The following is a 22,529-nucleotide window of genomic DNA, read 5'->3' on the forward strand; positions in this document are numbered from 1 at the left end:
AATGACTAAGATATTTGTAGAAAGTCTACAAACGGGTTATGTTGACAGAACAATTTTGTCTCGTGAAGACTATCAGCCTGAATTACTTGTTAATCAAAAAGAACCTCCAAAAAAAGTTCTATCTACAATCTTAAATGAACTTGAGAATTGCAATCAATTTTTTATCTCGGTCGCATTTGTCACTACGAGCGGTGTTGCAACTATTATTAACAAACTAAAGGAGTTAGAAAACCGGCAAGTAAATGGTAAAATTTTAGTTTCTCAATATTTAAATTTCACACAACCGGAAGCATTAAAAAAATTAGTGAGGTTTAAAAACATAGAATTAAAAATTGCTACAACAGGAAATGTACATTCCAAGGGCTATATTTTTAAGAATAAAGAGCATTATAACTTGATTGTTGGGAGCAGTAATTTGACTGCTCAAGCATTGACAACAAATAAGGAATGGAACATTAAAGTTTCTGCTTTAGATGAAAGCGGCATTGTAGAAAAAGTTCTCAATGAATTTAATTTAGATTTCGAGAGAGGGGTTGCTGTTGATCAAGAATTTTTATATGAATACGAAAAAGTATATAAGGAGCAATTTCTCGGTAGCAATAAGTATCTAGAAGAAACAATTGAAATTACTGAAAATGTAAAGCCAAACAGCATGCAGTCGGAGGCCCTACAAAATCTAAAAAATTTACGGGCCCGTAATAAAAATAAAGCCTTAATAATTTCTGCTACTGGAACTGGAAAGACATATTTGTCAGCTTTTGATGCATGGGCATTTAATCCTAAAAGATTATTGTTTGTAGTCCATCGGTTGACTATAGCTCAAGATGCAAAAAAGACTTTTCAAAACGTTTTTGGAAGTACAAAATCTATGGGTGTTTATTCTGGCAGCCAACTAGAAACCCATTGTGAATTTCTATTTACAACAATTCAAACTATTTCAAAGGTTTCCCATTTAGAAAACTTCTCCCCGAGGCACTTCGATTATATAATTATTGATGAAACTCATCGGTCAGGAGCAGATTCGTATTTACGGTTATTGGAATACTTTCAGCCAACATTCTTACTGGGCATGACTGCTACACCTGAAAGGACCGACGGTAATGATATATTTAGCCTTTTTGACCATAATATTGCTTATGAGATTAGATTAAGTAGAGCTATGGAAGAGGAAATGCTCAGCTCATTTCACTATTATGGAGTTACTGATTTATTAATTGATGACGAAGAAGTTGATAATAAAACGGATTTCAATCTTTTAACCTCTGAAGAGAGGATTAAGAACATAATTGAGTATGCAGAATTCTATGGGAGTGATAATGGAATAACCAGAGGGCTAATTTTTTGTTCAAGAAAAGAGGAAGCAATTAAGCTATCCACTTTATTTAATTTAAGAGGATTTAAAACCGTAGCATTAACAGGAAATAATAAGGAAGATGAGCGTGTTGACGCGATTAGGAAATTGGAGACAGATGTTTTAAGTGAGAAATTGGACTATATCTTTACAGTTGATATTTTTAATGAGGGTATTGATATACCTAAAGTCAATCAAATAATTATGCTTCGCCCAACATCTTCTGCGATAATATTCATTCAGCAATTAGGGAGAGGCCTCAGAAAAGTTGAAGGGAAAGGCTACTTAACTGTTATAGATTTTATTGGAAATTATGAGAATAACTATCTAATCCCTATCGCGCTATACGGTGATACTTCATATAATAAAGACTCATTAAGAAAATTAATTAATGAAGGAAGTACAATGATTCCCGGAGCATCAACCATAAATTTTGATGAAATAACAAAAGAGAAAATTTTTCAATCAATCGATTCTGCTAACATGCAGTTGTTTGCCGATTTAAAAAAGGATTACAATCTTTTGAAATTCAAATTAGGTAGAATACCAATGATGATGGATTTCATTGAACATGGCTCAAGAGATCCGTTTCTGTACGTGAATTATTCCAATTCATATTACAATTTCATTTTAAAGGTCGAAAGCGATTACGTCTCAGAGTTATCAGATAAAGAGATAAAGCTTTTAGAGTTGTTTGCAAAAGAGATTAATAATTCTAAGAGAGTTGAAGAAAGCATAATAATGAAATTTTTAGTTCAATCAGGAGAGTTAACCATTAGTCGACTGAAACACTATGTTCTTCAAGAATATGGACATCATCTTTCTGATAAAACTATCGAATCCTGTGTGGCCAATTTGAATTTTGAATTCATAAGAGAAAAAAATAAAGGGAAAATGCTTCCGGCAAAAGAAATTTACGATTTGGATGTATTGTTTTTAGAGGACGAAGAATTCTTTTTGACAAATGAGGTTAAAAAATATTTAAAGAATGAAATATTTAAAGAATTTTTAATGGATTCAATAAATTATTCAATTCATGAATACAATAAATTGTTTGACCCTAAACATTGGTACAATGGTTTTGTGCTTTACAGAAAGTATTCGCGAAAAGATGTTTTCAGGATTTTAAATTTTAACGAAAATCCGGTAGCTCAAAACGTGGGCGGATATTTGGTAAGTCCTGATAATACCCATTGCCCAATATTTGTTAATTACCACAAAGAGGAACATATTTCTGAATCAACAAAATATGAAGATGAATTCGTCAATAATAGGGAGTTTAGTTGGATGTCAAAATCTAATAGGACAATTCAAAGTAATGATGTTCAATCCATATTAGGCCAAAGGGGGCCAATTCGTTTACCTCTTTTTATCAAAAAGACTAATGACGAAGGAATGGATTTTTATTATATGGGAGATGTAACTCCAGAATTGGCTAAAACGGAACAGACAACCATAAATAATGATAAGGGGAGGGAACTTCCTGTAGTAAAAATTCTTTTTAAATTATCGCCTCCTGTTAGCTTTAACATGTTCAAATATTTAAATGAAAAGGAGTTTTTGCAAAATACTATTACTGATAAAAAAGAATTGCAAACAGAAAGTATTACACTTACTCAACCCGAAATTCAAGGAGAAATACAATTTCCAATAGAAGAAACCAAACTTAAAAACCCAATTCCCTTATATAATTTTTATGCTGCAGCAGGAACTTTTAGTGAGATGCAATCTGAAAAAGATTTTTCTTTAATAGAAGGCCCTCAAGGCGTTCGCTCTAATCAGGGATATTTTGCTTGTAAAATCATTGGAGAGTCGATGAATAAAGTAATTCCTAATGGTGCCATTTGCTTATTTAAACAATATTCTGGTGGAAGCAGAAATGGTAAAATAGTTTTAGTTGAAAACATGGATATTCAAGATCAAGATTTTAATTCTGCTTTTACCATTAAAACTTACTCAAGCGAAAAAATAATAACAGATGACTTTTGGTCACACACAGCTATAATACTAAAGCCGAATTCTTATGATAAGTCTTATAAGGACATAATTATTGATGAAGACGGTGCCGAAAGGATGAGAATTGTTGGCGAGTTCGTGAAAGTTTTATAAATGATAAACTCAAGATCACTTAATATTTAATTTAAACTACCTTTTTTAAATGCTCTAAATACTCACAAATTTTCTGAACTTCCGCATCTGAGAAAATAGGATCAAACCATTGTACATAACTATTTAATTCGTGTAGTGATAAAATTTTAGCATACCCCGACTCTTCAGGCAGTCTATTGTTTATCATAACCACAACATTCCTAATTGGGATTTTTCTTTTAGGCAATTTACTATTATAGATTCGAACTCTTGAGTTGCCAGATGGTGCATTTAACAAAATAAACATGGCGAAATTAGTCCTTTCAATTTGGTCTATTGGGGAACGCATTTCTGGATTTTGCAATGTGGCGGCACTCCAATTCTTAGTCTCTATATTAAAAACCCCAGAATTAGTAACTAGCAAATGGTCTATCTGAATGCTAAAAATTCTATCCTTTTCGCTCCTATTGTAAATAGGACGTCTGAATTTTAAGCTATAATCATTAAAAAGAATATAGTTATCAGGGAGTTTCTTAATTTCTTTTACCACTCTGCTTTCACCAATGGCACCAGCAATTTTAGGATATAACCTGTTGATAATCTGCTGTGTCTGGTCCAGTGCTTTAGTTTTTGGGCTGAGGCGTTCACCAATAATTTTTTCCCGGCTATGAACGAATTTTTCAATTTTAGCTTCTGTAGTGTTCAGTTTCTTATTTAGGAATATTGTTCGTAACTGAATTATACGATTCATGTTAGTGGCTATAAAACTTCTTTTGAAAAAATAGTAGGATCCTACCAAAAATCGATTCGCCTTATCAAAATAATCTTCATCTACAGGTTCGATGATATAGTGCCTCATATCTATAGATGCCATATGTTTAAGAAGTATTTCAGCCACTCTATTTTTTTTGACATGCATTGAAGTCTTTAGCTTTATGCTATATTTTTTTAAGTTGACCAACTCATTTTCAAATTCTCTCTCGACATCACTTATAATTTCTTGGCGCCTAACTATGTAATCCCTTTTAAACTCTTCAACCTTTTCCAGACTGTCTAGCTGGTAAAATCCATATCGGTTTAATTCTCTTTTAAGTTGCTTAAGGGTTTCTATTTCTCCTTTGATGAGGGCCATTGAATTATTTTCACTGAAGTGAAAATAATCACTTCTAATTTCTTTTTCAAGCAATTAGGTGAGACATTTTTGGAGTCAACTTTATTCAATCTATGATATAAAAGGAATGCTAAAACCATAAAATTGGTTGATGGTTTTGCAGCATCAATAGGATAGATTAATAATCAATTAGAAATTTATCTCTCCTTCCGTTCCTTCAACTTTTGAAAAATACCACGTAAGGAAGCAATCGTAATAATTAGAAATGCCACTCCCAAAACACAAAGTGTAGCTACTGCAATCACACCCTTTATATGTTCAGATCTTGGGATGTTCGGGTTGGGTTCGCCAAACATATGGGCTATCCCAAATACTAAACCAAAAAAGCTTACAAAACCAGAAAAAAGGGTGATAAGGATGTTAACTGCGATGGGAGCTTTTAATGTTGGAAATTTCATCGTTGGGTGTATTAAAAGCAGATTTTACCTTGTTCCATACGAAAAACACGATAGGCTCAACTTAGACCCAGGAATATAGCTTTAAGTTAATAAAAATAACTGGTTTTTAAAAGAGCAGATTTTCCTTCATGTCATACTGAGGCTATGGTTAATGACGAAACGGATTAATAATTAGTTGCTCAAATTATTCCAGTCAAAATTTAAACAAGCCGTACTTAAAGGCGCTTTAATATAACCTGAAACATTGCCGTACCTACCTCTAATGTTTTCCACATAAATACAGTCCTCCCCACTAGATTCCAACAGATTCTCTAGGCGGGTTAATTCATCTGGACCGGTAGAAATTAATTCGCGGCAACCTTCGGCTTCGTCATTGCAGTCGCAATCGGTATACACCCAATTGAAGATTGAACAGTCGTCACTCTCGGTTGGATTGTCCACAACACTACAGCCTAGGAGAACTAAACCAAAAACGAAACACATTAGGGCGAAACTGGTGGCAATTGTTACTTTCATTGACATTTAAAATTTGGTTTCTTTAAAATTAGGGCTTAAACCCATTATTGAGGTCCGAGATTTTAAACTGTGGAAGAATTAGGACAATGAACTTTACTCTAAGATAGTCAATTTCAACATTCGGGTTTCTCTGAGTTTCTGGTTTGCCCGTAAATTAATAGGCGTATTATTCTTTGCATATAAGGCAATATGATCGCCATAGACTTCTTAGTTTTAAAGATTCAACAATTAAAAGTATTCGTCATGGCAACTAACGACAAGGATAAAAACAAGGAAGAAAAAGATAGAAATCCAGGAGAAGGAACCTTTACGCGGGATACTAGAGAACGGAATCAAGATTTTAGCAATGAGCAAGATCCAAATGCTGATGAGGGCAAGGAAACGGATGAGCATGTGGACAAGAGTTCCGGAAATCTATCGGATCAATACCATTCTGTTACCGAAACAGGTGAGTTCCAAGAAAAACAAAATGAAGAAATGGAAAAAAAGGCCCATCGCGGCAAGGAATATTATGATCAAGGCGCCCACCAGCCTTCAGCCAGTGATATGAAAAAAGTGGATAAAGAAAACAAGGAGAAGGAGTAAATCCAACTTCATCTTCAATATTAAACCATTTCCTGTTTTATGGGGTTTGGGTAAACAATCAGGGCCAATATAGATATTCCGGTCAATACCATAAAGGCAATCTCTAATTTAGACATCAACGAATTCATGCCTAAGGTTTGGTTGGATAAATGGGTCATTTGACCACTTTCCTCCAATTGTATTTCAGCAAGACCATCTAGCAGCATTTTTATTTCCTGAAGTTTATGCAGTGTAGGGGCATTGTTTGAACCACTGTCTGCTAATTCTCCCATTTTTTTAAGGTCTAGAATACTGCCATGCAATTCCTCTAGTAGATTTGACTCTTTTGCGGTTAGTTCCGTTGCCTTAAAATCGATGAGGATTTGCTCAACTTCCTTATTATGAGTATCGTCCACTTTGTTGTAATCACCTTTTATAATGACCAATTCCCTATCGTGGAACATGTTGTTTAAGCGATAAATATAGTCCTGAACCACAACCCTGTCCTTAAATACAGAGTTCACCGTATGTTGAACGGTTTTAAAATGCCTTCTATCTAACAAGTTAGAGCCTAATAACAATACAAATGCCATTCCCAGGATGAGGGTTAGCTCAATTCTTTTACTTAAAGACGTTTTTTTGAACATGGGCATTACTTTTAGTGAACTATATTAATGTCTTATAATAGGTTTGGTTTAAAAAGAAAATCGCCTGGCCAATTTTATCGGAAATGTTTTACGGACCAGGCAGATTTTACCAACCTATGTATTAATCAACTTTCAATTCACCTGAGTTTAAGGCTTGCTCAATATTAGCACTCACAACGGTATGACTTCTGAAAAAACGCATACCATTGGCACGCTTAATTTTAACTTCCGTCCTTCCATCCGCTTTCTCTTTTACTGAGGTCACTACAACCTTTTTGCCTTCCAAGTTGTTATAATTGGCTATACCGCCACCTTTTATTATAAAATTTGCACGTGGGAAATTGATATGTTTGTATGTATTGGTTTCTGGCTTTCCGATTTCAAAAGTATCACCCACCTTTACTTCAGTAGTGTTTTGTTCTGTACTTGCTTGGGCACCTAACATGCCTAACGAAAATAGTAGGACAATGATATAATTTCTCATAAGGATTGTATTTAAGGGTTAATTTTTAGTTTCACCTACTATGGCAATTGCTGTACCATAAATTGATAACCTTAGATAGTATTCATGTAACATACTATAAATGAGAAATATAAAAATTGTAATCTTGAAATGAGGGTGAATTGATACTGGGGAAATTCTCCCCGATTAGGGAAAAAATACCCAATTGACTATTTCAATTTGTCGCGTAAGGTTTTGCGATCGATTTGAAGAATTTCCGCGGCTTTTGTCTTGTTCCCTTCGGTATGGATAAGCACCTTTTTTACATAGTTTTTTTCCATTTCACGAAGGGATAGAAACCCCTCTTCGGGGAAGTGTATCTGGAATTTAAGGAAATCTGGTAAGTCTTTCACTTTAATGATGCCATCAGACATGATCACGGCCCTTTGTATGGTATTTTCCAACTCTCTTATATTTCCGGGCCAATGATAGCGTTGCAATACCTCCAAGGCTTCGGGTGAAATGCGCAATAAACGATCTCTATATTCTATGCCATATTTTTTAATAAATTTTTCAACCAACAATGGGATATCAGATTTTCGCTCCCTTAGGGGTGGCACATTGATTTCCACAACGGTAAGGCGATAAAATAGGTCTTCGCGAAAGGTTTTTTTCTGGATTTCTTCAGACAAATCACTATTTGTAGCGGCGATGATGCGTATATCTACTTTTTCCGCCTTTTGGGATCCCAATTTTGTTATTTCCTTTTCCTGTAATGCACGTAGCAATTTTGCTTGTACGGCTAGGGAAGCCAATCCTATCTCATCGAGGAATAGGGTACCACCCTGTGCGGCTTGGAAGAACCCATTACGGTTTTCGTGTGCACCCGTAAACGCTCCTTTTTTATATCCGAACAGTTCCGCTTCTTGCAAATTTTCAGGAATGGCACCGCAATTTACCGCTATAAAAGGGGCGTTTGAGAATTTGCCTGAATAATGGATTGCCCTGGCCACCAATTCCTTACCCGTACCACTTTCGCCCTTTACCAATACTGTAGCCTTGTTGTCCTTAACCCGATCAATGATATTGGTAACCTTATGAAATGCTTCCGATTCACCCACCATATCCCCATAAACAGCATTTGCTGAATTAATCCTAGGCGATTTTTTATCCCTGCGTTGTTGGCCATGGGCGAAGGCCTTTACAATGGCCTGTTTTAGTTCTACCTTTGTAAAAGGTTTGGTGAGATAGTCAACGGCACCAGATTTAAAGGTCGCCAAGGCATCGTCTACCGATGGGTAGCCTGTAACTACCAATTTTGGCATGTCGGGATAATGTTCGTTGGTGAATTTCAACAGTTGCAGCCCATCAACCTCCGGCATCTGTATATCCGTTATAAGCAGATCGATAAAGGTGTCCTTTAAAATGAAAATCGCTTCCTTTACGGATACCGCCTTAAAGGCATGATACTCCATAGACTTCAGGTGTCTTTGTAACAGTTCAAGGATAGATATATCGTCATCTACAATTAGAATGTTCTCTCTGTGTAATGCCATAATTACAATTTAGGAAAATAAATAGTAAACACGGTTCCTTTTGGTTTATTAGGGGCATGTGAAATGGTACCCTTATGACTGTTAATAATACCGTGTACTACACTAAGTCCAAGTCCAGAACCCTCGCCCGTAGGTTTGGTGGTAAAAAATGGCTCGAAGACCTTATCTGTATTTTCAGGTTTGATTCCCTCACCTTCATCAGCAACCGATATTTTAATATTCGTTCCCTCTTCGGAAATAGCTATGGTGATGATACCGTTCTCAGGTGAGTAATAAATGGCATTCATTATAAGATTGAACAGTACCTGTGTTAATTGAACGTCGTCAGCCGTTAGGCGAAACACTTTATCTTCAAACTGGGTTACAAATTCAATATTTTTTGCTCTAAGCTGAGGCTTTAGGAGTTTTAGTACATTCTCTACAGCAGGAATCAGCTCCACCGCATCCATTTCCTGTGGCATCTCGCAGGCAAAGAACATTAATTTTTTTACAATTTCACGGCTAAAAATGGCATTCTCCATGATCTTATCCAAGTCTCGGATAGAATCGGGATCTTTGATACTATCTTGTAACAACTCTGCAAAGCCGAGTATATTTGCCAAAGGGGTATTGAGTTCATGGGCGATTCCGGCCGTAATTTCACCTAGGATATGGAGTCGATCGGTCCATTCCATCTGTTTTCTAGTGGCTAATTCATTATCCCGTATCTGCTTTCGCTCCAATAGATTGCCTACTGCCAAACCTACATTGTCTAACAAGGTCTGTTCTTCTTCCAGAAAATCCTCAAGGGTGTATTTTTCCGAAGGATAGCCGACATTGATATACCCTTCTTGCTTATTGAACACCTTAACATTGGTTGTTAGACAAACTCGGCCGGGGCCAAATCCTGCGGTCTGGACTTCATATCCGCTAACCGATATTTCGGCTTCGGTGTCTTCCACAAATTGCCAGCCTCTTTTTAAACAGTTGGTAATCGCTTGAAGAGATTCCTCCAACTGGTCATAATCAGAATTGACTATAATGGATGTCACCTCATATAAACAAGTAAGTTCCTTTACACGTTCCCTTAATTTCGCTTCTAGGGTATTCATCTGTCTTAAGATCTTAAGCTTAAAGATAATGATCGTGATTAATATTTTTGATAGAAAGTCGAAGAGGAGGAAGGTTTTTTGAAAGAGCCTTGGTTGAGCTCGTCAAAATTGCATGTTGATTCTTGCTGCCGAGGTTCAAACTAATGGAATTATCTTGAAAACTTTATTTCCCTTTTAAATTAACTGAAACCTTTTCCAATAAATATTAAATTTAAGGCATGAAATCCCTTCTTAAATTAGCCCTGTTTTTGTTCGGTTTCATTCTTGCCTTTGGTCAAAAAGGAATTGAAAAAGATAGAATCAAATACTACGATAACCTATTAAATTATCCTCAATCAGATACCGATATTTTCAATGCGATTAACTTTTTTACGGAGCAAAAGGAAAAACATTCGGAGTTAAATGATACCCTGAACGTAATTTCAGATTTAAGGAGGTTAGCTATTGGTCAACATAAACTTGGTTTCCATTCTGAAAGTGAAGTACTCGCGGTTGAGGCTATAGAACTCCTTTCCCACCTGCCAGAAACTACTAAAACCAGAGAGGCCTATACGGGGCTTTATAACCAACTGGGACGCAACTATAAGGCCATGTTAGACTTTGATCGTTCCATTGAATGTTATGACAAGGCCTTGTTGTATGCCGAAGATGACGTTAACAAAAATATTATAAGGAATAACAAGGCAGTTATCTATAAAGACCATGAGAAATATGAATTGGCTGAAACTGAATTTCAGTTAGTTTATAATAACAGTCTAGAGCACAATGATGTAAAACAGCGCAATCGGGCGCTGGATAATCTGGCCTTTGTGCAAACTAAATTAGGTAAGGATGGGGCTTTGGAACAATTGGAAGAAGCATTGGAAAGCCGTTTAAAGAATAACGATCTTACAGGGGCATATTCCAGTTACAGACATTTGTCCATTTACTACCAGGACCGTAATGATTTAATCCAAGCAAAACGGTATGCAGATAAGGCTTTGGCAACGGCCAAAATAATCAACAGCCCAACCTATATACTAAACGCAATGGAATTGCAGATGCAGACCAAAAATGATTCCCTTGCCTTGGCTTATAAAATACTTAGGGATAGCCTTGCTAATGCCGAGCAACAGCAAAAGAACAGTTATGCATTAATAAAATTCAATTATTACGAGCAGGAACAAAAGGCGAATGAACAGTTATTAAAGGCTGAACAAGAGCGCCGCAAAAAACAGTGGTTTCAGGCAGCTGGTTTGCTCTTGGTCGTGGCATCAATTCCACTTTTTCTGTTTCTGAATGTTCGTTATAAACGCAAAACCCTTTTGAAGGTTTACGAAACTGAAGGTAAGATATCCAAAAAAGTTCACGATGAGGTCGCAAACGATGTCTACCGAATGATGGCCAAAATGCAGAGCGAAGAGGTTTCTAAAGAACACACTTTGGATGATTTGGAATTGATTTACCGTAAAACACGGGACATTTCCAAAAGTATCGATCCAATTTCCGAAAGTGATGATTTCAGTCATACCTTAAAGGATTTAATGGCATCCTATCAATCTGAAAAGGTTTCTGTAGTTGTACAAGGTCTTAATTCTATAGATTTGGAATCATTGGATAACATGCGGAAAGTTGCACTTTATCGTGTGTTGCAGGAATTACTGACCAATACCAAAAAGCATGCAGAGGCGTCCCTAGTCGTTCTAAAATTTGCAAAGGAAAACCGCAAATTAAAAGTCAGTTATTTAGATAATGGACTTGGTTGTGATCTTAAAAAAGGGAATGGATTGCATAATACGGAAAACCGTATTAAAGACATCAATGGAACAATTACTTTTGAAACTACTCCTGAGAAAGGATTTCGTTCAACAATAATTTTGTGAGATGTTTCAAAAGGTTTTGGTTTGCGATGATTTAGATAGTATCACTTATGGTGTTCAGGCCATACTCGACAATTTTGGGATAAGCGATAGCCAAAAAGTGCATTACTGTGATGATGCTTGGTTAAGGCTGCAAAAAGCCAAAATGGACGGCGAACCTTTTGATTTGTTTGTTACCGACCTTTCGTTTAAACATGACCACCGGCCACAAAAATTTACTTCGGGTGAAGCCTTGTTAGAGGAGGTAAAGCAAAAATTTCCAAACCTAAAAGTAATTGTTTATTCTGTAGAGGATAAAGTACAGAAAGCACGAACACTTATCAAAAAATTTGGGGTTGATGCCTATGTATGTAAAGGTAGGTCTGGCCTTAAAGAATTAGAATCAGCAATTGAATCGGCTTCACAAAACACCCTTTTTGTGTCAGAAAGCATGCGACAGGCACTTCAACAGAAATCGCTTTTGGAGATAGATGACTTCGATATTTTGTTATTGAAGGATTTGGCCAATGGGTATTCGCAGGAGGAGATTAGCACCCGATTTAAATCGCAAAACATAAAACCTTCAAGTCTAAGTTCTATTGAAAAGCGACTTAACAAATTAAAAATACAATTTAAAGCGTCCAATGCCGTACAACTTATTGCAGTAACCAAAGACATTGGGCTTATTTAAAACCGTTCTTATGGTTTCCCGTAAGGAATTTACGATCCCCAAATATAACTTGCATCGCTATTAATCGTTTTAGGGAGGCAATTAATATTGCTAAGAACACGCCTTTCGGGGCGTGTTTTGTTTTTTCGAAGAAATTATTCCATTCCTTTGGCGTTTACTAGTAAGGCTTGTATGAAAGGTTATATTTCCCAAAACCTCTTATATTAATCCAAAATTTATTTATGCGACTTTTAAATAAGCTTTTAGGAAATTCGAGTGCGGTTTCGGCCGAACAACTTACTGCTAAATATCAACAGTTGCTACTTGAGGAAGAGGTCATAGAACTAGGCTTTTCCTTATTACGCGATGTATTTATGTTTACCAATAAACGACTTATTTTGGTAGATATCCAAGGTCTTACGGGGAGTAAAATTGAATATAAGTCCATGCCTTATAAAAGCATCTCCAGATTTTCTTTGGAAACTGCTGGAACCTTTGATTTGGATGCCGAACTCAAGATTTGGATTTCAAGTGAATACACTCCGTCTGTGAGTAAAAAATTTAATAAGAGTGTCAACGTTTATGAAGTTCAAAAATATTTGGCTTCAAAAGTTTTGTAAATCAATATATTACTAATGCTTCATTAATTTCCTTAAATCTGTTCGACTTAGTTATGCCTAATAAAGTCTTGTTTATTTTTTTATTCCTAGGCTTTAATTTAAGTATCCATAAAAATGTTTATGCACAAGAAAATGCTATATATGGTAAGGTGGTGGCCATAACTGATGGAGACACTTACAAACTTTTAAAGCCCGACTCCACAGTAATTCGCATAAGAGTTGCCAATATTGACTGTCCTGAGCGTAAACAACCATTTTCAACCAAGGCAAAACAATTCACTGCCGACGCCATTTTTGGAAAACAGGTAAAGATTATTGTACTGAAGAAAGATAGGTACGGACGTTTGGTTGCCAAAACCATTTACAATGATGGCAAAGTTCTTAGCGAAGAATTGTTGAAACAAGGTCTAGCTTGGCATTATCGTCAATTTTCAAAAGATTCATTATTACAGTCTATTGAAGACATGGCTAGACTAAATAAAATTGGTTTATGGATTGATGATGATGCTATTGCTCCATGGTTATGGAGGCGGAACAAAAAGAAATGAGCCCCATAGTTTTTTAGATAAGAGATTTTTTAATTTGATAAACTCGGATTAATTTTTATCTATAAGATTTAGGTTGGACTGCAAATTGGAAGATTCTGAAAATCTCAAAGGTTTAATCACTACAATCAACCGCCAAAGAGGCTTTATAACTTTTCCCAAATGGTACATCGATGGAATACCACTGTTTTAATCTGCCTATAGAAGTTAGATTTGTTAGAGTGTCCCAATCAGTACCTTTTAGTTTAGATACATCTATTTCTTGAAAAGGAAATCCTAAACCATCTCCGAGGCCTTTTACTAAGGCTTCTTTTCTTGTCCAAAATTGAAAAAACTTATTGAGTCGCTCATTTCCATGGGTGCTCTCAAGAGTGCGAGCTTCCACTTCAGAGAAAAACTTATTAGCAATGGATAAACTGTCGATAGCCGGATTAACATACTCTATATCTACACCAATATTATTGCAATCACTAATTGCTAAAAGAATTTTATTTCTAGAATGAGAAAGATTGAAATGTAAATTACCATAGTTAATTTCAGCTAATACAGGTTTGCCATTTTCCTCGTATGAAAATAGTATACATTTTGGGTCTAACTGCAGGTGTTGGCCCAATATTAGACGTAAGAAGCCCCTCGATTTTATAAAGTTTAGTTTGTCCTTTTTAAAGCGGAGTCGCTTCATGCGGATTAATTCATTTTCAGACAATAATTCAATATAATCAAGGGAATCACAAAAATCTTTTGAAAGGTCCGCGGAATACAGTTGAATATGTTGATCGGTATTCAACGGAATGGGATAGGTTGTTTGGGGCTGTTTTAGCCAATGTATCTTAGAATAGCTCACTTGGATATAGGTCTTTTTACAAGCCGCATCTTAATTCCGTTTTTAGGTCTAAGATTCAGAAGTTGTTCCATTTCAACTTTCTGGTTCGGAACTGTTTCCATGCACCAATGACTGCCCATTGATGCTAAGACCATCACGCCCTCAAGCATTGCGTAATGCTGACCAATACAGGATCTAGGACCGACACTAAATGGAAAAAATTCATATTTATTATGATTTCGCCCTAAGCGTTTCGCCAATGCTTCAGGGTCAAATTTTTCAGGATTGTGATGAAATCTAGCATCATGGTGAATGAGGTATGGGCTTAATAAAACAATAGATTTCTTGGGGATTTTATAATCAGCTATGATAACGTCCTGTAAAGCTTCACGGGCAATAACATAAATGGGAGGGTACATTCTCATGGCCTCCTCAAAAACCATTTTGGTGTATTTGAGCTTTGGATAATCTTCTAAAGTGGGTGTTCCACCATTGAGCACAGAGTCTAACTCCTGATGCATTTTACTCTCAATTTCCGGATGTAGAGAAAGGAGGTACCAAGTCCAAGTTAAAGCTAAAGAAGTGGTATCAAAAGCAGTTAGGAGCAGAGTTAAAGCCTCATCTCTGATCTGTTTGTCTGTCAAGGAGATACCTATGGTGTCCTCTTGTGTGTTTAATAATAGAGACAGCAAATCCCCGTTCTGTAATGGATTCTTCTTTCGATTTTCAATAATCTTATAAATGGTGTCATCTAATTTTGCCCTCGCCTTAAAGAATTTTTTTGTGCTTGGTATAGGAAGCTTAAGGAGGATTTCTGCGAAGGGCATAGTAATGCGGCCAAACAAACTCATAATGTCCTCAAGAGCATTATTTATTTCAGGAACTTCATTGTTAATGTCCACATTGAACATCGTCTTTGCCGCAATTTCTGTGCTCATCCCTATCATACACTGAAGCATATCTATTACTTGTCCATCTTGCCATTTATCCATTGTCAATTGGGAATAATTGGTCATAGCAGGAACATAAAGTTCCATCATACGGATATGAAAGGCAGGCTGAATGATTCGTGAATGTTCTTTATGCAGGTCACCAGCGCTTGTTAGTATCCCTTCCCCTAGAACTTCTTTGGCCATTTCTAAGGGCCGGCCTTTGATGAAATTTTGGTGTTGGTTGCTAAGGACTTCTTTAATGTAATCTGGGTGATTTAAAAGCACAACACGAAGAGGCCCCATTTTAAACTGAGCAATGTCGCCATATTCCGTAGAAATATCCTTGAGAAATTTTAGGCTATTTTTTCTAAACCCAAAAACATTGGCGAAAGGGACCAATGATTTTGGTCCGGGAGGTAGTTTTGTGTGAGACGTTACTTTCATGCCAATGGATCAATTAAAAATAATACAAAGCACAGCCGGCCTGAAGGCCCGAACCCACTGTAATTAAAAGAGCTATAGTTCCTTCCTTGGATTCAGAATTATTAAGGCAATAAGGAATGGAGGAAGTGAATAAGTCTTCGCCATCAATTGCAACATCCACAAATTTATCTCCATTTATGCCTAAATTTTTGCTGAGCCTACTGATAAAACTTGCCGATAATTGGGGTGGGAAAACCGTCCGGATATCCTCCTTTTTTATATTAGTTGTTGACAGCAGTTCCTCCACACTGTCAGAAATAAGATTTAAATACAATTCCTCCAAATGCTCTGTTTTATGAATCTTTAAATAGTGGTTTATTGGTTTAGGAGTTGCTTGGGTGGTATAATTGGTTATGGCATCTGTGTTATAGCAAAAATTAAATCTAGAGAAGCCTTTCGATGTATTTGGTTTATAGGCTAATATTATAGCAGTAGCAGTCTCATGAACTCCTAATAAATCATTTGGAAAATGAACAGCGTTATTCTCAACCTCAGCTGTAACCACCATAGCACTTTTATGTTTTCCGGCTAAAAATAGGTTTTGCACTAAATAGAGTGCATTCATCATTCCCACGCTTCCATTAAATACATCAAATGCTAGAGTAGAATCGGATTGCTCCCCTAAAATAGACGAATTCATGTCTAGCATGCCTGCCAGTAAAGCTGCAATGGCAGGTTCTACTATATACTCAGACCTATAAACCCCACAATAAATTAATAAATCTATATCGTTGGCTTGGTAACTCGATTGTTCTAAACATTTTAGTGCTGCAGAATGAAGTAATTCTAACGAATCAATTTGATTTGTGGATGGTTCTGCTATCCCTACACTTTCAATAATTACTCCATATGGTATAGTTTCAATCGGATGGTTTAAATCTGGCTCAATAAATGCCTTAGTTCTTGTTTTTCCGTTAAAATTGTTTTCTGCCAAGCCATCCATGACATATAAACCTGAACCTATTGTTAAGCCAGAGGCGGCTATACTAAAAGCGATTTTATCCCCTTTACTTATAACTCCTCGTTTAATTTGGTCTGCCAATGCAATCATATGGGATGTTGAAGCCGTATTTCCACACTGCTCTAAATTATTTACCGTATTACCCTCATGGAATAGGTTGCTATTTAGAATGCTATTGATTTCATTTACTGCACTTTTAATAGTAGTTTTAGAGGTCTGGTGCATTATGAGATGATCACAATCCTTGGCGTTCCAACCGGCTTTATCAAGGGAAGAAATAGCAAATTGGGTGCTGCTTTTAATGCCAGCGTCAGTTAAATTCACGGAGTCTGTAATCATAATCCATCCTTCCGTTTCGGCTTGTTTCGCAATACAAAATGGACTATAGCGACCAAGGGTTTGCAGGGAGAGCTGATGGAATCCAACTTTTGGATCTGAGCTTTCTTCCAAGATTACGGCTGCACCCGCATCGCCCAAAGTGAGACAGGCCATTTTAGGGTCCATGAACGTTTTTATCTCTTTCTGTGCAGTGCGTGTGAGGTGTGTGATATATTCTCCACTCACTACCATGGCACGTTTAATACTTCCAGCTTTAATAAGTGCATCAACGAGATATATTCCCGTAAACATCCCAGCACAGGCATTGGAAATATCGAAAGCAATAGCATTGTTAAACCCAAAATGCCTCTTAAGTCTTACCGACGTGCTGGGTTCAAAAGTTAGATGTTTTTCAGAATCTATACGCGATATGTTGCAACAGACGACCAAATCAATATCCGAAGCTTTATACTTTGATTTTTCGAGGCAGTCATTTATAGCTTGTATCGACAAATCAATGGAGAATTCTTCTTTACCTGCAACATGTCTTGACTTTATACCGGTTATTTTTTCCAATGGAAATCTTATGGACGCATTACAGCCTTCCAATACTTCTTTGGTGGAAAGAAAATTGGGGGGAAGGTAGCTGCCCAGGCTTTCAATAACTGTATTTTTTCTCAAGACATTATGATGCATTTTCCCCTATTTGCCAATGTACCGCTTCAGTTTTTCTGGAGTAACAAAAACGCCAACTCGAGTTAGTTGTTGGCTTAATGAACTCAAGACATAATTGTATAGCACATCCGATTCAACCCCAAAGGCTCGAAAAGCTTGAATGAGGTGGTGGTCGTCATGTTTATCTCCATAAACGGATTTCATTATAAGTTTTAATGCGAAATGATTTCTGCGACGCTCCCAAGAACTGCCAGTTCTAAAAAGTTCATTATAAATGGCTACACACAAATCCATATGGCGCGTTTCGTCATGTACAGAAATAGTATTGCTAATACTTCGGAATAATTTATCAGGCATTATCTCCTTTTTGCTGAAAAAAGATAAGTAAGAAGCCCCAATAGCTTCTATTATTACGGCGAGGAACATGCCAATGCCTGGAGCAAATCTTGCTACCCACATATATCGTTCTGCTCCTTTAATTAGTTGAGATGAAATAAATTCCTTTGCCTCAAGTTTTTCAACCAAAAACCGTCTAAAAGTTGCTGAATGTTTGGCTTCATCATTGATAAAGGTAGTAAGGGCTTCCTGTATTTCCCGGTATCTTTTGTAATGGATGATCCCCATCGTTAATGGGGCAATGGCACTTTGTTCTACAACAAGTGCATGATTTGCAATGTCCTTTAAGGCCCTTAATTGACGTTTTACAATTAAATCCTTTAGCAAGGACAAGTCTTTTGGATTGTCTGGAAGTTTATTGGATTCGATTAAACGATTCACAAAACTTTCAGTTTCTGAAAGATCTTCCACTAATTTCAATGAGTTTTTTTCTTGGTCTTCTTTAACGGATAATTTTAACTTGCTTAAATTTAAATCATAGCCTTTTTTAAGTTTGGCACGTTGAATTCCCGTTTCAGCGATTTCTTCGGATTTAGTTTTTAATTGATTGTCTAGCTCTTCTCTTTCAGCTTCGGTCTCTATGTACTTCGCTTCAATTCCTACCTTAATAATCCCCAACCGATCTTGTTCCTCTAAATCTACCATCTCGCCATGCAAAATGTCTAATCTATCGTTAAGTCTATTTACCTTAATAAGGTCGGAATGCAACGGGGAATATAAGGTCAGAAGTTTTGAAATTGTTTCATTATTTGAGAATACGCACTCAGACACATCCTTTAAAGCATCCTCAGAATATTGAAATTCTCCTGTTTTAATCGATTGAATTTTTTTCTGTATAGAATCTCTAATCATCGGCAGGGTTAGCGTAGAAATAAGAAAAAGTTCATCCTTGCTGAGATTCTCCAAATATTCGATCAAGTTCTTTTTAACATCCTGATTCCAATCGAAGGCTGATTCCTTATTCCAATATTTTTCCTCGCAATCCCTTACATACTTGGTGAAATCACGCGTTGGAGTAATATAATAGTCAGGACGTCCTTTTATGGTTTTGCTATTTGACATATCGCAGAGCTAACTGGGCTTTTGATCTATTTATTAAACTCGATGACTCAAGAAGAGGGGAATATTCTTAAAAATATCAAATTTTGCTGATTTTGTGCAGAATTAGGAAATCAAATTCAATCACATCTCTATTTTATATTATTCAGAATTATAATTTTTTCAATTTATCTCTTAAATATTGCGTTGAATTAAGGGTTTGAATAAGAAATAGTTGATGATAATTCTTAACTTTAACAGATAGGGAGGTATTTCTGGAATTAAATGGTTATAGGGTGGTTGGGTAATATTGTCTCTAATCAAAGTCAAAAATAACTGCAAAATTCACCGGTGATTGATTCTAAAAAATCTCTTGTAGATGTATTACTTTTTAGAGCACAAAAACAACCAGATAAAATTATCTATAGGTTTTTGGTGGATGGTGAGTCTGAAGAGGAACTACTGACCTTTAAATCCTTAGCGCAGTTATCTAAATCTATTGGGGCGAGATTACAAAGAGTGGCTCACTTTGGTGCCCGTGTCTTGATATTGGTGCCAAATGGCATCGATTTTATTACGTCTTTTTTTGGAACTATTTGTGCTGGAGCTGTGCCCGTGCCACTTTCACCTCCACATCACGCTCGGATTGAAAAAACACTTACAATTGCCTTAAGGATTTTAAAGGATTGTAATCCAGAAGTTGTGGTGCTTCATAAAAAGCTATATGAGGCCATACACAGCAAACCGTATTTGAAAAGGCAATTTAATGGAGTGAAGTTTATACTACTTAATGAGGATAAGAAAGACCTGTCCTTAGAATGGAAAAATCCGAATATTTTAGTGGATCATCTTGCTTTTCTTCAATATACCTCTGGTTCAACATCTGCTCCAAAAGGGGTTATGGTTAGCCATGGCAACGTTTTAAATAATTTAAGGGCAATTGAGAAGGAAATGGAGTTAAATGAAACCATAGAATCTGTTTTTTGGCTCCCCCCTTTCCATGATATGGGTTTAATTGGTGGCATGCTTCAACCGCTTTATACTGGTTTTACGGTTACTCTTATTCCACATCTACTTTTTCTCCAGAAACCAATTCGTTGGCTTTGGGCGATTTCAAAATTTAAGGCTTACATAAGTGGGGCTCCAAATTTTGCCTACGAACTATGTCTAAAGAAAATTAAACCCGAAGAAAGGGATAAACTTGATCTTAGTGATTGGAAGGTCGCCATGAACGGTGCAGAACCCATTTCTGTTAATACCCTGGAAGAATTTGAGGCTTATTTTAATTCGGTTGGATTTCAAGGATCATCCTTTGTGCCGTGTTATGGATTGGCAGAGGGAACCTTAATGGTTGCTGCGGTCTCCAGTCACCAATCCTATGCCTTTAAAAAATTGATCAAAACAGGTATATCTGCGAACAAAATTGAACCTGCTGCCGATAATGGACCAGATTCAACAGAAATTGTTAGTTGCGGGAAGGTTATTGATAATCATCAACTCTTAATTGTAAATCCAGAAACTGAAAATCTCTCTGAAAGCAATGAGGTTGGAGAAATATGGCTAAAGGGACCTTGTGTTACTAAGGGCTATTGGAATAATCCTGAAGCCACTGAACATTTATTCCATGGGTTTTTAACTGACACTAGGGAAGGGCCATTTTTAAGAACCGGAGATCTAGGTTTTCTCGAGAATGAAGAGCTCTATGTGGTAGGACGCAGAAAAAACATAATGATTTTTGAAGGAAAGAATTTTTATCCTCACGATATTGAAAGGGTAGTTCAAGAAGCCCATTACGCAATTCAGCCAATGGGTTGTGCAGCATTTTCAATTGAAGACAACCAGAGAGAACGGTTAATTGTAGTTGTGGAAGTTCGACACAATACCAATTTCAGTATGGAAAATTTGTTTAAATCTATCCGTTCCTCAATTAATGAAGAATTTTCATTGTCTGTTGATGATATCAGGATAGTTCCAAGGGGCTTTATTGCAAGAACAACCAGTGGTAAAATTAAACATTACGAATGCAAGAATAAATATATAACCAACTATCAAAAAGAAGTGACTGCATCATGAAGTTTGGAATTTTTATTGATTTACAATTGCCTCGTCCATGGAACGAGGGAGATGAAAAAGAATTATTTCATCAGGCTTTGGAACAGGTAGAGTTAGCTGACAAATTGGGGATAGATTATGTGTGGGCACAGGAGCATCATTTTTTGGAAGAATACAGTCATTCCTCGGCACCAGAAGTGTTTTTGGCCGCCTGTAGTCAACGAACCCAGAAGATTCGGTTAGGCCATGGCATTGTGCTTATGTCTCCAAAGTACAACCATCCTGTTAGGATAGCTGAACGTTTGTCTACATTAGATATTTTAAGCAATGGTCGTTTAGATTGGGGTTCTGGAGAATCCGGTTCCAGGTTAGAGTTAGAAGGGTTCGGGATAGACTTTGTCGATAAGCGACCCATGTGGGCGGAATCTTTACGTGAGACGGCCAAAATGATGAGTATGACACCCTATCCAGGATATAAAGGCACTTATTTCTCTATGCCCCACAGGAATGTTGTACCTAAGCCTGTACAGAAGCCCCACCCACCTATATGGGCCGCCTGTTCTAATAGAGATAGTGTAAAGATGTCCGCACAATTAGGAATTGGTGCGCTCACCTTTGCCTTTATCAATGCTGAGGAAGCTAAATTTTGGGTGGATGAATATTATGAGACTTTTAAGAAGGAATGTGACCCAATAGGGCAGGCTGTAAATCCTAATATTGCAATGCTAACAGGTTTTATGTGCCATAAAGATGCCGATAGGGCAGTAGAACTTGGTTATGAAGGCGCCCAATATTTTGCTTTTGGCCTTGGACATTTTTGGAGAGACGGGATTCATAAACCAGGTAAAACCAATTTATGGGAACAGTTTAAAAATAGACCAACGACTCAAGATAAATTATTGGAGCGCGAAAGGAAAAAGGCTGGAATGACCGGTATCGGCTCTCCCGAACAATTAATTAAAAATTTCCGGGCATTAGAGAATGCGGGAGTGGATCAATTAATTCTTCTTCACCAATGTGGAAAATATAAACATGAACATATTTGCGAATCACTTAAACTTTTTGCAAGCGAGGTACTGCCTGAATTTAAGGAGCGAGAATTAAACAGAGAGAAGGAAAAACAAAAGGAGCTTGCTAATGCGATTGAAGTTGCAAATAATCGAGTACGTACCATGGAACCATTAAAAGATAGCCCTGTTGTAGAAGCTTACCCGTTAATATGGAACAAGATGAGTTCTCAAACTGGGGGAGGCTCTCTTGATAGGAGGCCGGGGATGACCGCATTATGGAAAATGCAAACTGGAGGCATGCGACCAAAGAAAAATTAATTTATATTATAGTTATCGTACAGAGG

General features: G+C 36.7%; 19 protein-coding genes. 8 read left to right on the plus strand and 11 right to left on the minus strand.

Annotated elements, in window-relative coordinates; translation table 11 throughout:
• The first annotated feature begins 1 nt into the window (after position 1).
• Complete coding sequence (locus ISU00_RS06745) at positions 2–3,460, plus strand: DUF3427 domain-containing protein (RefSeq protein ID WP_228853288.1); 3,459 nt, start codon at positions 2–4, stop codon at positions 3,458–3,460.
• Between the two features lie 31 nt (positions 3,461–3,491).
• Here ISU00_RS06745 and ISU00_RS06750 read toward each other — a convergent pair whose 3' ends face one another.
• The 3 genes from ISU00_RS06750 to ISU00_RS06760 form a co-directional block, all read right to left on the minus strand.
• Positions 3,492–4,625, minus strand: coding sequence for a nuclease-related domain-containing protein (locus ISU00_RS06750; protein ID WP_228853289.1), 1,134 nt, complete (start codon positions 4,623–4,625; stop codon positions 3,492–3,494).
• Between the two features lie 122 nt (positions 4,626–4,747).
• Positions 4,748–5,008 (minus strand): hypothetical protein, encoded by a 261-nt coding sequence (locus tag ISU00_RS06755; RefSeq protein ID WP_228853290.1) that lies wholly within the window; start codon positions 5,006–5,008, stop codon positions 4,748–4,750.
• A 171-nt stretch (positions 5,009–5,179) separates the two neighbouring features.
• Positions 5,180–5,524, minus strand: coding sequence for a hypothetical protein (locus ISU00_RS06760; RefSeq protein WP_228853291.1), 345 nt, complete (start codon positions 5,522–5,524; stop codon positions 5,180–5,182).
• 243 nt (positions 5,525–5,767) lie between these two features.
• Here ISU00_RS06760 and ISU00_RS06765 point away from each other — a divergent pair, with 243 nt between their 5' ends.
• On the plus strand, positions 5,768–6,109 hold the full coding sequence (locus tag ISU00_RS06765) for a hypothetical protein (protein WP_228853292.1): 342 nt from the start codon (positions 5,768–5,770) through the stop codon (positions 6,107–6,109).
• Between the two features lie 20 nt (positions 6,110–6,129).
• On the opposite strand, the gene ISU00_RS06770 is transcribed toward ISU00_RS06765, so the two are convergent.
• From ISU00_RS06770 to ISU00_RS06785, 4 genes are all read right to left on the minus strand, one after another.
• A complete protein-coding gene (locus tag ISU00_RS06770; RefSeq protein WP_228853293.1) occupies positions 6,130–6,735 on the minus strand; it encodes a hypothetical protein in 606 nt (201 codons plus the stop codon).
• A 121-nt stretch (positions 6,736–6,856) separates the two neighbouring features.
• The gene (locus ISU00_RS06775) at positions 6,857–7,219 is read right to left on the minus strand and encodes a hypothetical protein (protein WP_228853294.1); all 363 of its coding nucleotides are present in this window, start codon (positions 7,217–7,219) and stop codon (positions 6,857–6,859) included.
• Positions 7,220–7,407: 188 nt separating this feature from the next.
• Positions 7,408–8,733, minus strand: coding sequence for a sigma-54-dependent transcriptional regulator (locus ISU00_RS06780; RefSeq protein ID WP_228853295.1), 1,326 nt, complete (start codon positions 8,731–8,733; stop codon positions 7,408–7,410).
• A 2-nt stretch (positions 8,734–8,735) separates the two neighbouring features.
• The gene (locus ISU00_RS06785; RefSeq protein ID WP_228853296.1) at positions 8,736–9,824 is read right to left on the minus strand and encodes a sensor histidine kinase; all 1,089 of its coding nucleotides are present in this window, start codon (positions 9,822–9,824) and stop codon (positions 8,736–8,738) included.
• A 218-nt stretch (positions 9,825–10,042) separates the two neighbouring features.
• Here ISU00_RS06785 and ISU00_RS06790 point away from each other — a divergent pair, with 218 nt between their 5' ends.
• From ISU00_RS06790 to ISU00_RS06805, 4 genes are all read left to right on the plus strand, one after another.
• Positions 10,043–11,686, plus strand: coding sequence for a tetratricopeptide repeat-containing sensor histidine kinase (locus tag ISU00_RS06790; RefSeq protein ID WP_228853297.1), 1,644 nt, complete (start codon positions 10,043–10,045; stop codon positions 11,684–11,686).
• Position 11,687: 1 nt separating this feature from the next.
• Entirely contained in the window at positions 11,688–12,353 is a 666-nt protein-coding gene (locus tag ISU00_RS06795; RefSeq protein WP_228853298.1) for a helix-turn-helix domain-containing protein, read from the plus strand.
• Positions 12,354–12,574: 221 nt separating this feature from the next.
• A complete protein-coding gene (locus tag ISU00_RS06800) occupies positions 12,575–12,952 on the plus strand; it encodes a PH domain-containing protein (protein ID WP_228853299.1) in 378 nt (125 codons plus the stop codon).
• 53 nt (positions 12,953–13,005) lie between these two features.
• The gene (locus tag ISU00_RS06805) at positions 13,006–13,500 is read left to right on the plus strand and encodes a thermonuclease family protein (RefSeq protein ID WP_228853300.1); all 495 of its coding nucleotides are present in this window, start codon (positions 13,006–13,008) and stop codon (positions 13,498–13,500) included.
• Positions 13,501–13,612: 112 nt separating this feature from the next.
• Here the strand turns inward: ISU00_RS06805 and ISU00_RS06810 are convergent, their stop codons facing one another.
• Genes ISU00_RS06810 through ISU00_RS06825 form a run of 4 tightly spaced genes read right to left on the minus strand, consistent with a single transcriptional unit; the run spans position 13,613 to position 19,147 of the window.
• A complete protein-coding gene (locus ISU00_RS06810) occupies positions 13,613–14,341 on the minus strand; it encodes a 4'-phosphopantetheinyl transferase family protein (RefSeq protein ID WP_228853301.1) in 729 nt (242 codons plus the stop codon).
• Positions 14,338–15,696 (minus strand): cytochrome P450, encoded by a 1,359-nt coding sequence (locus tag ISU00_RS06815; protein WP_228853302.1) that lies wholly within the window; start codon positions 15,694–15,696, stop codon positions 14,338–14,340. The genes ISU00_RS06810 and ISU00_RS06815 overlap by 4 nt, the downstream gene beginning before the upstream one ends.
• Before the next feature lie 13 nt (positions 15,697–15,709).
• Positions 15,710–17,710, minus strand: coding sequence for a 3-oxoacyl-[acyl-carrier-protein] synthase III C-terminal domain-containing protein (locus ISU00_RS06820; protein WP_228853303.1), 2,001 nt, complete (start codon positions 17,708–17,710; stop codon positions 15,710–15,712).
• A gap of 6 nt (positions 17,711–17,716) precedes the next feature.
• Positions 17,717–19,147 (minus strand): hypothetical protein, encoded by a 1,431-nt coding sequence (locus ISU00_RS06825; protein ID WP_228853304.1) that lies wholly within the window; start codon positions 19,145–19,147, stop codon positions 17,717–17,719.
• A 327-nt stretch (positions 19,148–19,474) separates the two neighbouring features.
• On the opposite strand from ISU00_RS06825, the gene ISU00_RS06830 reads away from it, so the two are divergent.
• Both ISU00_RS06830 and ISU00_RS06835 read left to right on the plus strand, forming a co-directional pair.
• The gene (locus ISU00_RS06830) at positions 19,475–21,196 is read left to right on the plus strand and encodes a fatty acyl-AMP ligase (protein WP_228853305.1); all 1,722 of its coding nucleotides are present in this window, start codon (positions 19,475–19,477) and stop codon (positions 21,194–21,196) included.
• Positions 21,193–22,503 (plus strand): LLM class flavin-dependent oxidoreductase, encoded by a 1,311-nt coding sequence (locus ISU00_RS06835; protein WP_228853306.1) that lies wholly within the window; start codon positions 21,193–21,195, stop codon positions 22,501–22,503. The genes ISU00_RS06830 and ISU00_RS06835 overlap by 4 nt, the downstream gene beginning before the upstream one ends.
• Positions 22,504–22,529 lie beyond the last annotated feature (26 nt).

Origin of the sequence: Aegicerativicinus sediminis, assembly GCF_015476115.1 — a bacterium.
In the GTDB taxonomy this organism is placed as follows: domain Bacteria; phylum Bacteroidota; class Bacteroidia; order Flavobacteriales; family Flavobacteriaceae; genus Aegicerativicinus; species Aegicerativicinus sediminis.

Coding starts and splice junctions, on each gene's coding strand:
- ISU00_RS06815 (WP_228853302.1), bottom strand. CDS start 15,696: ATGAAAGTAACGTCTCACACAAAACTACCTCCCGGACCAAAATCATTG.
- ISU00_RS06760 (WP_228853291.1), bottom strand. CDS start 5,524: ATGAAAGTAACAATTGCCACCAGTTTCGCCCTAATGTGTTTCGTTTTT.
- ISU00_RS06755 (WP_228853290.1), bottom strand. CDS start 5,008: ATGAAATTTCCAACATTAAAAGCTCCCATCGCAGTTAACATCCTTATC.
- ISU00_RS06745 (WP_228853288.1), top strand. CDS start 2: ATGACTAAGATATTTGTAGAAAGTCTACAAACGGGTTATGTTGACAGA.
- ISU00_RS06780 (WP_228853295.1), bottom strand. CDS start 8,733: ATGGCATTACACAGAGAGAACATTCTAATTGTAGATGACGATATATCT.
- ISU00_RS06825 (WP_228853304.1), bottom strand. CDS start 19,147: ATGTCAAATAGCAAAACCATAAAAGGACGTCCTGACTATTATATTACT.
- ISU00_RS06820 (WP_228853303.1), bottom strand. CDS start 17,710: ATGCATCATAATGTCTTGAGAAAAAATACAGTTATTGAAAGCCTGGGC.
- ISU00_RS06775 (WP_228853294.1), bottom strand. CDS start 7,219: ATGAGAAATTATATCATTGTCCTACTATTTTCGTTAGGCATGTTAGGT.
- ISU00_RS06835 (WP_228853306.1), top strand. CDS start 21,193: ATGAAGTTTGGAATTTTTATTGATTTACAATTGCCTCGTCCATGGAAC.
- ISU00_RS06795 (WP_228853298.1), top strand. CDS start 11,688: ATGTTTCAAAAGGTTTTGGTTTGCGATGATTTAGATAGTATCACTTAT.
- ISU00_RS06800 (WP_228853299.1), top strand. CDS start 12,575: ATGCGACTTTTAAATAAGCTTTTAGGAAATTCGAGTGCGGTTTCGGCC.
- ISU00_RS06770 (WP_228853293.1), bottom strand. CDS start 6,735: ATGTTCAAAAAAACGTCTTTAAGTAAAAGAATTGAGCTAACCCTCATC.
- ISU00_RS06805 (WP_228853300.1), top strand. CDS start 13,006: ATGCCTAATAAAGTCTTGTTTATTTTTTTATTCCTAGGCTTTAATTTA.
- ISU00_RS06790 (WP_228853297.1), top strand. CDS start 10,043: ATGAAATCCCTTCTTAAATTAGCCCTGTTTTTGTTCGGTTTCATTCTT.
- ISU00_RS06765 (WP_228853292.1), top strand. CDS start 5,768: ATGGCAACTAACGACAAGGATAAAAACAAGGAAGAAAAAGATAGAAAT.
- ISU00_RS06785 (WP_228853296.1), bottom strand. CDS start 9,824: ATGAATACCCTAGAAGCGAAATTAAGGGAACGTGTAAAGGAACTTACT.